Source organism: Gardnerella sp. CCPDSM (genome assembly GCF_056754715.1).
This window is the reverse complement of record NZ_JBQEQO010000001.1, coordinates 42686-54547: the sequence shown is the minus strand read 5'-3', so window position 1 is coordinate 54547 and position 11862 is coordinate 42686. Positions and strand designations below refer to the sequence as shown.

Here is an 11862-nt window from a genome sequence, read left to right as displayed (position 1 = left end):
CAAAAAATGGAGGTGCGGCATGCCTGGAATTGTGCTTATTGGCGCTCAATGGGGTGACGAAGGTAAAGGCAAAGCAACAGATTTAATTGGTTCAAAAGTTGATATTGTCGCACGTTTTAATGGCGGCAACAATGCTGGCCATACTGTTGTAGTTGGAAATGAATCTTATGCGCTGCACTTGCTTCCAAGCGGCATTATTAGCCCTAATGTAACTCCAGTTATTGGCAACGGTGTTGTTGTTGATCCAGAAGTTCTGCTTGAAGAAATTGACGCTTTGGAATCTCGCGGTGTGGATTGCTCGCGTTTGCTTGTAAGCGAAGCTGCGCACGTTATTACGCCATACCATCGCGTAATCGATAAAGTTACGGAGCGTTTCCTTGGAAAGCATAAGATTGGTACGACCGGCCGCGGCATTGGACCTACTTATGCGGATAAAATCAACCGTGTTGGCATTCGCATACACGATTTATTTAATGCGGAGCATTTGCGCGACAAGGTTGAGGCAAGCTTGCATCAAAAGAATCAAATGCTGGTAAAGCTTTATAACCAGCATCCTATTGATATTGATGAAGTAACTGCTCAGCTTGTTGAACTTGGTAAGCGTTTGAAGCCTTATGTTGCGGATACTTCCTTGGTATTGAATAAAGCAATGGACGAAGGCAAAACCGTGCTGTTTGAAGGTGGCCAGGCCACAATGCTTGACGTTGATCATGGCACTTATCCATTTGTTACTTCTTCTAATCCTACTGCTGGCGGCGCTTGCACAGGTACTGGCGTTGGACCTACTCGCATTACTCGCGTAATCGGCGTTGCTAAGGCTTATATCACTCGTGTTGGCGAAGGTCCATTCCCAACTGAGCTTTTGGATGAGCAAGGCGATTGGCTTCGTGAGCAGGGTCATGAGTATGGCGTTACAACAGGCCGTCCTCGTCGTTGCGGTTGGTTTGATTCTGTAGTAAGCCGTTACGCAACTCGCGTAAATGGTTTAACAGATATTGTTCTTACTAAGCTTGACGTTTTAACTGGCTTAAAGGAAGTTCCAGTTTGCGTAGCTTACGATGTTACTTTGGCAGACGGTACTGTTCGTCGAATGGAAGAAATGCCAGTAGATCAGTCTCTGTTTGCTTCCGCAAAGCCAGTGTATGAGATGATTCCGGGATGGAGCGAGGATATTTCTCAAGTTCACAAGTTTGAAGATTTGCCTCAAAATACCCAGAATTATGTGAAGCGATTGGAAGAGCTTTCTAACTGCCGTATTTCTGCTATTGGCACTGGTCCGCAGCGAGATCATATTATTAGTGTTCACTCGCTAACGGACTGAAATTGTTTATTCTTTGATGATTAACTTAACAAAACGGCACTTCTCAATCGAGAGTGTCGTTTTGGTTTATGAAAAGAGTTTTGCGAAAAGGGTGAAAATGAATAAAAAAAGCGAGAAAAATCGTAAAAGTATACGCCGCTTATACCTTTTAGTTTTTATTGGTGGCACTTTAGGAGCATTTGTTCGCGAGATAATTTCCTCCTACGCGCCTTTAATTTATCCGGTAAATCTACAATCTTCTATATTTGGTCAGCTTACTTTAGGCACTTTCTTGTCTAATATGATTGCTTGCTTTATTTTCGCTCTTGTTACTGCAATATCTGTTAAAGCGCTATCTAAAGAAAAGCAAACTTTTTACAAATATGCTTTAGGAACGGGCTTTTGTGGAGGATTGTCAACTATGTCTACTTTCGCATTTGAAAGTGCAGTGTCTTTTGTAACTCCGCGCGTAACGTTTGCTGTTGTAGGTATGATTTTTTCCCTGATTTTTGGCGTTTTTATGGCGTTTGTTGGCAGTCGGCTTGGAACAGGAATTGCAAGTCGCATTAATATAAAGCGAGAGCGTACTGCTCAAGAAGCTAATACTAAGGTGGTGAAATGATGGGTCTTTTGTACATTTTTACTATATTTGTTTTGCCTTGCTTCTTTGGCGGTTTGGGTGCTGTTTTAAGATGCGTGATGACTAAAAAGATTTCTGCAAGCCATGATAGTAGAGTTCCTGTTGCAACGCTGTTTATAAATTGTGCAGCATCGTTTGCTTTAGGAGTTATTTCTAATGTTTTTATGGTTGCAGTAACAATTTTTGGCGCTAAGTTTGTTTATTGCATGATTTTGGGATTTTTGGGCGGATTCTCAACTTTTTCTACTGCAATTTTTGAAGGAGTTGATCTTATACAGTCAAAGCGTGTTAAAGATGGTGTTTTTCTACTTGTTGCTGAGCTGATTGCACCATTTTTGTCTGCTTCGGTTGGCTATGTTGCTTCGCAAATTTTGTTGATGAACATGCTTTAGAGCTGATTTAGAGCTGATTTAAAGTTAGTTTAGAGTTGATTTAGTCGATTTAGTTATAGTTAAGTATTGTGCGCAGAATCGAGTAGTAGTGGATTTTAAGAATGTAATAAGCCTTGTGCGCAACTGTGCATCACAAATAGCTGATACTTTTTGTGAACTTCGCTGGAAAATAGTAGTCGCAGGCATGGTTGTTGGAGTTGTTTCTGGATCTCTTGTGGCGCTTTATAGGCTCGGAATTGAGTGCGGTACTGATTTTGCTAGATGGGCATTTTTGCAAATTCATAACAATTTGTGGCTTATTATTCCTTGCATAATATTTGCTGTGATTGTGGGTCTTATTGTTGGTTGGATGAGCCTTAAAGAAAGCATGGCTTCCGGAAGTGGCATTCCACAAGTCGTGGGCTACGTTAATCGTGGATTGAACATGCGTTGGCATACTATTTTGCCGGTTCGCTTTGTAGCAGGTTTGCTTGGTTCTTTGTTTGGTTTGTCTCTTGGTAGAGAAGGCCCGTCAATTCAGATTGGTGCTTGCGGAGCGCAAATGCTAGCTAGAATATTCCGAAACGGCAAGCGCAACGATTCTAAAGAGCATTATGTTGTAACTGCTGGTGCTGCTGCTGGCTTGTCAGCGGCATTTTCTGCTCCGCTTTCTGGCGTTATGTTTGCTTTGGAAGAAGTGCAGCATGGCATATCTTCCACAGTTTTAATGTGTGCTGCAGTTGCTTCTCTTTTTGCTGATTTTGTTTCTCAAACATGCTTCGGTTTGCGTCCGGTTCTTGATTTCGGAAAAATTCCGGATTTGCCAATGGAATTGCATTTCTGGCTGATTCCTCTCGGTATTTTTGCTGGTTTTGTTGGCTCTTTGATGAATAGGTCTCTTCTTGGTTTGCAAACCTTGTATGGTTATTTGCCAAAGTGGATGCCTGTTATTGTAGCTTGCTTAATTGCAATACCAGTGGGCTTGTTCCTTCCGGAAGTTCTTGGAGGCGGATCTAATCTTGTGCGCCTTTCAGAATATGGAAAAATAAGTATCGCTATGCTCTGTCTGCTATTTGTGGCGAAAATGCTATTTACTTCTACAAGTTTTGGCTGCGGAGCTCCGGGTGGTATTTTTATGCCTATTCTTGCGGTTGGTGCGCTTGCTGGAGGCGTTGCATCGCGTAGTATTACTAGCATTTCTATATTTGGCATTGATGCGAAGTTTATACCAGTGTTTGCCGTGTGCGTAATGGCAGGAACTTTGTCTGCTTCTGTAAAAGCGCCGCTTACATCAATTTTGCTAACTGTAGAAATGTCTGGCACCATGATACATACTTTGCCTGTTGCAGCATCTGCGTTTATTGCATTGTTGGTATCGGATGTGCTAAAAACTAAGCCTATTTATGGCGAATTATTGGAACGCTACATGCAAACTCACGGTAATCTTGTGTTGAAATCTGCGGAAGTTGTAAAGTAATTATTTAATTTACGAAAGTAATTATTTAATCTACTAAAAAATTATTTAATTTTATATACTTACGAAGCTTTTAACCACATTGCATTTTTTATATTGTTAACTGATTGTATATGCGTTTCAATAGTCGCATGGAAAATACTACAAATATAAATGCAATTAAAAATGCGGCTGAAAACACGGCAAAACTGCAGCGCTATGCTTATCCGCCAAAATTAGGTGCTTGCGCGAGCGCTTGCATAACGCCAGATATTTCATTTGATGAATCGGACAAAACAGTTGTTGCGAACGATCACACAATTATCGCTCCTATTTCGCATCATAAAAGCAACGTTTCTGTAAAAGAGTGTGCTGAATCTTTTTGCGAATACGTTGAAGAAACTCCTATTGAAAGCCACGTGTTTGATCCTTTGCCGTCAAACATATTAGTCGGCATGGCTGCAACGGATGGAATTGGCTTAAGCACACTTTTATCTCTTATTGCGCGGCATATAAGCGAAAAAAAGTATAGCGTTGCGCTTGTTGATGCAGATTTAACACATGGCGGTTTAGATGTTTTGCTTGGTTTGGAATTTGATGAAGGTCGTCGATTGCAAGAGGTTGATGCTCCTCTTGGAAGATGTGATGGGTATGTGCTTTGTAATGAATTATTGCGTTGGGATGAGGTTGGCGTTTTAGCTTTTTCTCCGTGGAAAGGCAAAAACCCTGAGCCTTGGGTAGTAGAGGCTGCTATTCGAGGCTTAGCTGAAGCTTGCGATGTTGTTATTGTTGATATTGGTGCTGGAAATTCAGTAGAAAAAATTTATCGCGATATTCCACAATTAGTTAGCGCTACAACTTTAGGAGCAGTTGAATTATCGGTGCTAGATTTAGCGCGTTTTCGCGCGCATCTTCAAAGGCTTGAAGAGATTCAAAATGTTGAAACGCTTCATAATGAATTTTCTACAGTCGGATTATGCCCACGCGGGTTAGCAGCAAAATCTTATGCTGTAAATATTGATGAAGCTTCTCAATATTTAGCAACTCCAATAATAAGCTGTTTGCCATATGATGCTCATTTATATTCCGACATAATAGGCGGCTATGGAATAAGAAATATACCTTCATCGATGAAGCCGACTATGAATCGTTTAGAACATTGGCTTTTGGGGGATGTTATATCTAATTCAAAAGAGATTGTTGAAAAGTATCGTCGCTCTAAATATAGCAGTTTTGAAAATAGAAATTTTAAAAAATAGAAGTTCGAAATATTAGGGGGAGTTATGGTTGGAAATAATGTTCGTGATATTGATTTTGGTATTTTGCAAGAATTTGCTTCTGACCCGCTAGTTACAGACATGGTAATAAGCGAAGAAGGCCGCGTTTGGGTTGATCGAGGCAAAGGATTGCGCGAATGTAAGCCGCGCGTGCCTTTGTGTAATCCTGCATTGTTGCGTGAGTATGCGGTGTGGATTTGCGCGCAATTAGGCAAAAGGCTGGATGACGCTTGCCCTATTGCAGACGCTTCAACTACTTCAGGTGTTCGTATTCATGCTGTGCTTGCTCCTGTAGTAGCTCAAGGAGCAGCTTTATCTATACGTTTTCCGTCGCTAAAACGCTACGATTTATTAGCGTTAAGTAATCAAGGCATGTTTCCTAAAGAGATTGCTTATGTTCTTGGCATGCTTGTGAAATTAAAAGCCAATATTATGATTACCGGAAGCACAGGCTCGGGTAAAACAACGCTTATGAAAGCGCTTCTTTCTATTGCGGATAGTAATGACAGAATCGTATCTGTTGAGGAAACTCGAGAGCTTGGTGAGCTAACTGCAAATCACGTGTCTTTAAGCGTGCGCGAAGCAAATGTGGAAGGCGTTGGCGAGATTGGATTATCTCAATTAGTAAAAGCGACTTTGAGAATGCGTCCGGATCGAATTATTTTGGGGGAATGCAGAGGTGAAGAGATTGCGGATTTGTTGCGCGTTTTTACTTCTGGGCATAAGGGTGGAATGACAACTTTGCATGCCGACGAAGTAGAAAAAGTTCCTGCTCGACTTATGGCTTTAGGTTTGCTTGCCGGATTAGATCCTGCCGCTTTGTGTGCTTTAGCAGCTGGCGCTTTTGACGTGGTTATTCACGTAGAAAGAATGGCTGACGGTAAGCGAATGATTCGAGAACTTGGAATTTTAGAATCTTCTCCTAGCGGCGAAGCTTTGCGAGGAATTCCTGTATTGCGTTTGACGAATCGTGGCGGAAACAATGTTCGCATAGAAACTTCGCAATCGTGGAATAAGTTTGCTAAGCGATGGAATCTTCCTAAAGATAATATTCTTGTTTGCTCGTAGGTTTGCTCGTAATCGCACTTAAAAATTCATATTGCATTTTTAATATTGGGGGTAAAAATGGATATTGAAGAAGCTCTTGCCGGTTTGGTTGCAGCGTTGAAAGCTGGCTCAACATTTGAAAATGTAATTCAGTGTGATGCTGAGCTTTCTAAGCGTACTAAATTTGCTGCTGTAAATACGAATCTTATTTACTTATGGCTTTACGCTAAATGTTTGCCAAAAAATCGCGTTATATCTAATAGCCAAAAAAGTCGACTTGAAAAACATATACATAGCGTTGCAGAAAATCTTATGTCGGCTTATAAATTAAGTAACACTTTGGGCTGTTCTATAACTACTTGCGTTGAAGCAACTTCTGCTTCGTACCATGCCAAGCGTCGTGCAGAAGATTTACGTAACGACGTTGCTTCTATGCCAAAATCAACTATAAAATTGCTTACCGCTTTACCTGTTTTGTCTCTATTGGCTGGTGAATTGCTAGGTGGGCATCCAATTCTTATTCTTATTACAACAATTCACGGATGGATTTTATTAGCTATTGGTGCAACGTGTTATAGCTTGGGGCTAGCTTGGGTGCGTTCTATGTTGAGAATATCTCAGCGCACTATGTCTAATGCTGCGTTAAGGAGCTAAATATGCAGTACACGAATCAGCTTTGGATTATTGTGCCAGTATGCGTTGTGATGGTGTGGCAATGTTGCAATTTACGTTTAGGAGCGCATGCTTTGGAGGAGCATAATAATTTCCCTAGTAGTTCAATTATGAAATACGAATGGCGTAATTCTAGTTCGTTAGACATAGATCCTTTGCTTGGATTGCATATGATTATTGTTGCTTTGCGAAGTGGAGTTTCTATTCCGCGCGCGCTTGACGCAGTTGGAAGCGTGCTGCCGGGCGGTTACGGAATATGGCTGTGCAATGTTTCAAATGCTTTATTATTGGGGGATTCTTGGCATGAAGCATGGTCTGAAACTTATGTGCATAATTTGAAACCTGAACAAAATAAGAAAAGTAGTAAATATGCAAAAAATGATGAGATAGATTCTTCAACAATATTGGCTAATTGGCTTAGTATGGCGCTTTATGAATCTTGGTGCCGTGGTTCTTCTCCAGTTCCTGTATTGTCTGCTCTTTCAGAACATTATGAGCAAACTATGGCAAATGTTGCTAGGCAAGAAACTTCCAGATTGTCTGTGCGATTGCTTCTTCCGGTTGGTTTGTGCTTTTTGCCGGCTTTTATGTGCATTGGTATTTTTCCTACTGTTGCGTCGTTTATGCATTAATAGTTAATAGTTAATAATTAATAGTTTGGAAAATTAAAATTTTTTTATTTTTAAAAAGAAATTTTCTTATAAATGAATATTTTCTAGGGTTAATTAGCTTTTATCCACAATGCAAATTTTTTATTGGAGATTACGTATTAGCTTGTAAGAATATTAATATCCGAAAATTTCGGATACGTGAAGGGAAAGGTACAAGATTATGGTTGGGATGATGCAAAAACTTGCTACAAGATACTACGTATCTATGTTGCAAGTAGATGAACAATTAGAATCAGTTGAATCTCTTTTACGGCAAAAAAGTAATGGATGCTCTAGCAATCTTAATAAACGGGATTCTGGTGCTGTAACTGCCGAATATGCAGTTGTTATTATTGCTGCTACTGGGTTCGCTGCATTGCTAGTTGCTATTTTGAAGTCAGGAGAAGTTCGTAAAACTTTGACTGATTTGGTGAAAAAAGCATTGAAAATTGGTTAGTTGATTTAATTGATTCATGTGTTAAATCGAGTGAAATGAGCCTACGATGCGAAAAATTATTGTTTGTAAGCGACGGTTGTGTGTTATTAAAAAAGATTCTGGTGCTGTAACTGCTGAGTTTGCTATTGTTTTGCCATGCGCATTAGCAATTGTATTAGTGCTGCTTGGTTTAGGTAGAGCGGTTGTTTGCACAATGAATTGTCACGATGCTGCAGCGCAAGTTGCGTACTATATGGTTACTCATCACAACGATAAAGCTGCAGCGAGTATTGCTCAACGAGTTGCAGGAACGGGTGCTTCTGTAAGAGTAAGCAAAAGTGGAAATGTGGCAAATATTGTGGTGAAATGTCCTCTTATTCCAGATCCTCTTCACATATTGCCGCCTTTGGTGGAAAGTCATGTAAGTCAGGTTTTGGCATGAGTGAGCGTAATTTTGTAAAGCATTCAATAATTTTTGTGCGTAAGTTAAAGAATAAGGCTGACTGCGGTTCTGGCACGGTGCTTGGCATAGTGCTTGTAATCGCAGTCTGCGTTATGCTTGTGATTTCGGCAATTTTGGGGCATGTGTTAAGTGTTAAACATCAAGCTTATGCTGTAGCTACAGCTGCGGCATTGTCTGGAGCTTCCGCACTGCAACGCATGGAACCAAATGCTTGTAGCACTGCTAGTCGTACTGTTGTTTCAAGTCGTTTAAAAATGAAATTTTGTACGTCAACTAAGGATGACGTAACTGTACGCGTTACAGCTCCTTTGAATATTCCTTTTGCTCCAAGCGTAGAGGTTGCAGCACGAGCAGGTTTGGAAGATTGTGATAAATCGCACTGAAAAGTGCTTTTTTACACAAAAAGACGGGTGGCGGATGCTGCTAATCTGAAATAAAATATACGGGGAAATAGTTAGCTCGCGGTAGGTTAGAAAACATGGCACTTGCACTGTATCGTAGGTATCGTCCTGACACTTTTGATGGTGTTATTGGACAAGATCAAGTTACCGTACCTTTGTCTAGGGCGTTAGACCAAGGCAAAATTACGCATGCGTACTTATTCTCAGGCCCTCGCGGATGTGGCAAAACAAGTTCTGCACGTATTTTGGCGCGTTGTATTAATTGTGAGAAGGGTCCAACTTCGCATCCTTGTGGTGAATGCCAAAGTTGTAAAGATTTAGCAACCGGCGGTCCTGGTTCAATAGACGTTGTAGAAATAGATGCTGCAAGTCATAACGGTGTTGACGACGCTAGAGAACTTCGCGAGCGAGCTGGTTTTGCTCCTGCTCGTGATCGATACAAGATATTTATTCTCGACGAAGCTCATATGGTAACTCCACAAGGCTTTAACGCATTGTTGAAGATTGTTGAAGAGCCTCCTGAGCATGTGATGTTTATTTTTGCAACTACTGAACCCGATAAAGTTATTGGAACTATACGTTCGCGTACTCACCATTATCCATTCCGACTTGTGCCTCCGGAAGTAATGAGCCCGTATATTGAAGATATTTGCAAAAAAGAAGGCATTGTTGCTGAGCCGGGTGTTTTGCGTCTTGCTATGCGCGCTGGAGCTGGATCAATGCGAGATACTCTTTCTGTGCTTGATCAGCTTATGCTTTGTGCTGTAGATGGTGCTATTTCATTAGATTCAGCTGTGGCATTGCTCGGATTTACTCCTAGCGCTTTAATTGGCGAAGCTATTGATGCGCTTATTGAGCATGATGGTGCTGCAATATACGATGTAGTGCGTCGCGTTGTTGTTGGCGGTTACGATACTCGCAAGTTTATGGAAGATTTACTTGGTCGCGTTCGTGATCTGCTACTTATTGTGTCTGCTGGTGCTAATGCTGCATCCGATTTGCTTAATGATATTGCTCCAGACGATTTGGAATCCTTGAAAAGACAGTCCACAAAAATGTCTTTGTTTGATTTATCTCGTATGGCACAAACTATTAATAGTGCATTAAGCGGAATGTCTAGCGCAGTTTCACCACGTATGAATTTAGAAATTTTGGTTGCGCGCCTGCTTGCAGACAGTGAAATTGAATCTTCGCACGCAAGCGAAATTAATACAAATTCTGCCAACTTAAGATCAAACTCATCTTCAAATCAGCAAAATCATGCTACTGCTACTGCTCAAAGCAATAGTTTGCAAAAAGATAGTTTGCAAAATAAAGCTGCATCTTCTGGTGGGCATTTTATAGGCTCACAAAGCAATAAAAAAATAGAAGAAACTAAGCTAAGCCAAGCATCTAACGTTAAAGAAACTACTTCTACTGCCGAATCTCAAAATAATGATTCTAAAGACGTGAACAAAATGTGGGATGAAGTAGTTGCGAAATTGCCTGAAGATGTTCGTGAATATGTAACGAGCGAATATGTGCCTAAAGTTCAGCTTGCCTCTGTTAAACCGGGCCGGCAACATTTAGTTTTGACTTTTAACGAGCCAATAAGTCAGCATGCGTTTGCGCTCGCATTGTGCACAACTTCGCCTTACGATGGTCAAAAGGTACCAAAAGTAGTAATGAGCGTAGTTAAAGAAGTGTTCGGAAATCAAGTAATGATTGCTCCGGCCCCTGTTGCTGCTAATGGTGAAAAAGTTGAGTCTGTTGCAAGAATGGATCCTCAAAGTCTCGCTAAAGTTAAGCGTGATATTTTATTGCGCAAAACTGGCATAGCTACTGGTTTTAGCGCAAAAAATGATTCCGATAGTGATGGCACGAACGAAAGTTCTTCCAAAGAAAAAGCATCTTCGGATTTTCAGAAAACTGATGGCTCCGCAGCGTCAGTAGATTCTAATAATACTGCGGAAGGTCTAAAGCAAGAAGTTGCTTTACCGGCTGCTGAAGATGATGCTTGGGCAGAGATGTCGTCTGTTCCTATTGCTGATGTTATTAGTCTTAAGGATTCTGCTCAACCTAAGGATTCTTCGCAATCAGTAGAAGCAGCATCGCAAACTAAGCCTGTATCGCAAACTAAGCCTGCAGCACAAACGCAGCCTGCAGCAAAAACAGAATCGCCTGCAGTATATTCTGCAAAAACTAACGAATCTGCTTCTAGCGTGCAATTTGATCAAAATAATCAAGATTCGCAGCAGGCTGAGCAAATTCAAGAAATGCCATCAGGTGGAGCGTCTGAAGATGAGTGCTCAATGGATGATGTTTCGCTAGAAGTTGCAAATTCTGTAAGCGATGATGAGCTTAAGCAAATGTTTGAAGTAAAAACTGTTGAAGAATTTGCTGCTAGCGATCCTAAAAATCCTAAAAATGTAGCTGCTAATACAAGCAAAAAGCAAGAGGAGTAATAAACAGTGCATAATGCATCGTCTTATGATGGCGCTATTGGTCGTCTTATTGACGCGTTTTCTAAACTGCCAGGTATTGGCCCGAAAGGCGCTCAAAGAATTGCTTTTTACTTGCTATCTGCTCCTGATTTAGAAACTCAAGAGTTAATCGACGCTATTAATGAAATGAAATTAAGCGTTCGTTTTTGCGATATTTGCGGCAACGTGTGTGAACAAACGCCTTGTGTTATATGTGCGGATCCGCGCAGAGATCATAGCAAAATTTGCGTTGTTGAAGAGCCTAAAGATATTATGAGCATTGAGCGCACGCACGAATATACAGGTGTTTATCACGTTCTTGGTGGGTCTATTAATCCAATGGCAAACGTGGGGCCGGGAGATTTGGCGATTACGCAATTGCTTGAGCGTCTTAAAAATCCTCAAGTAAAAGAAGTTATTCTTGCGCTTGACCCAAATATTGAAGGCGAAGCAACAGTTACATATTTAGCGCGTTTGCTTGATCCTCTAGATATTAAAGTTACGCGCTTGGCAAGTGGTTTGCCTGTTGGCGGCGATTTGGAATATGCGGATGAAATAACGCTTGGACGCGCTTTTACTGGCCGCCAAACTGTGTGATATTTGAGTTTTTAGCTTGCGAACCGTCAATAATTGCGAATAATAGAGCACAGTTGATAGGCTAATATCAAACCAAAGATTTGTTGTATCTTA

Annotated in this window: 13 protein-coding genes; all 13 read left to right on the top strand. The window is 41.0% G+C overall.

Going from position 1 to position 11862, the window contains the following annotated elements:
• The first annotated feature begins 19 nt into the window (after nt 1–19).
• On the top strand, nt 20–1321 hold the full coding sequence (locus ACTJLE_RS00265) for an adenylosuccinate synthase (RefSeq protein WP_481266934.1): 1302 nt from the start codon (nt 20–22) through the stop codon (nt 1319–1321).
• A 97-nt stretch (nt 1322–1418) separates the two neighbouring features.
• On the top strand, nt 1419–1922 hold the full coding sequence (locus ACTJLE_RS00260) for a fluoride efflux transporter FluC (RefSeq protein ID WP_481267092.1): 504 nt from the start codon (nt 1419–1421) through the stop codon (nt 1920–1922).
• The gene (locus tag ACTJLE_RS00255) at nt 1922–2332 is read left to right on the top strand and encodes a fluoride efflux transporter FluC (RefSeq protein WP_481267091.1); all 411 of its coding nucleotides are present in this window, start codon (nt 1922–1924) and stop codon (nt 2330–2332) included. The genes ACTJLE_RS00260 and ACTJLE_RS00255 overlap by 1 nt, the downstream gene beginning before the upstream one ends.
• Nucleotides 2333–2420: 88 nt before the next feature.
• Nucleotides 2421–3788 (top strand): ClC family H(+)/Cl(-) exchange transporter, encoded by a 1368-nt coding sequence (locus tag ACTJLE_RS00250; RefSeq protein WP_481266933.1) that lies wholly within the window; start codon nt 2421–2423, stop codon nt 3786–3788.
• Between the two features lie 128 nt (nt 3789–3916).
• Entirely contained in the window at nt 3917–5023 is a 1107-nt protein-coding gene (locus ACTJLE_RS00245) for a CpaE-like family protein (protein ID WP_481266932.1), read from the top strand.
• A gap of 24 nt (nt 5024–5047) precedes the next feature.
• A complete protein-coding gene (locus tag ACTJLE_RS00240) occupies nt 5048–6109 on the top strand; it encodes a TadA family conjugal transfer-associated ATPase (RefSeq protein WP_481266931.1) in 1062 nt (353 codons plus the stop codon).
• A gap of 57 nt (nt 6110–6166) precedes the next feature.
• Entirely contained in the window at nt 6167–6742 is a 576-nt protein-coding gene (locus ACTJLE_RS00235) for a type II secretion system F family protein (protein WP_481266930.1), read from the top strand.
• A gap of 2 nt (nt 6743–6744) precedes the next feature.
• Complete coding sequence (locus tag ACTJLE_RS00230) at nt 6745–7392, top strand: type II secretion system F family protein (protein ID WP_481266929.1); 648 nt, start codon at nt 6745–6747, stop codon at nt 7390–7392.
• A gap of 199 nt (nt 7393–7591) precedes the next feature.
• Nucleotides 7592–7867, top strand: coding sequence for a DUF4244 domain-containing protein (locus tag ACTJLE_RS00225; RefSeq protein WP_119487048.1), 276 nt, complete (start codon nt 7592–7594; stop codon nt 7865–7867).
• 46 nt (nt 7868–7913) lie between these two features.
• Complete coding sequence (locus ACTJLE_RS00220; RefSeq protein WP_481266928.1) at nt 7914–8288, top strand: TadE/TadG family type IV pilus assembly protein; 375 nt, start codon at nt 7914–7916, stop codon at nt 8286–8288.
• Nucleotides 8285–8692, top strand: coding sequence for an Rv3654c family TadE-like protein (locus tag ACTJLE_RS00215; protein ID WP_481266927.1), 408 nt, complete (start codon nt 8285–8287; stop codon nt 8690–8692). Before ACTJLE_RS00220 ends, ACTJLE_RS00215 begins: the two co-directional genes overlap by 4 nt.
• Nucleotides 8693–8787: 95 nt before the next feature.
• Complete coding sequence (gene dnaX / locus ACTJLE_RS00210) at nt 8788–11154, top strand: DNA polymerase III subunit gamma/tau (RefSeq protein WP_481266926.1); 2367 nt, start codon at nt 8788–8790, stop codon at nt 11152–11154.
• Between the two features lie 6 nt (nt 11155–11160).
• Complete coding sequence (gene recR / locus ACTJLE_RS00205) at nt 11161–11769, top strand: recombination mediator RecR (RefSeq protein WP_481266925.1); 609 nt, start codon at nt 11161–11163, stop codon at nt 11767–11769.
• The last annotated feature ends 93 nt before the right edge of the window (nt 11770–11862 follow it).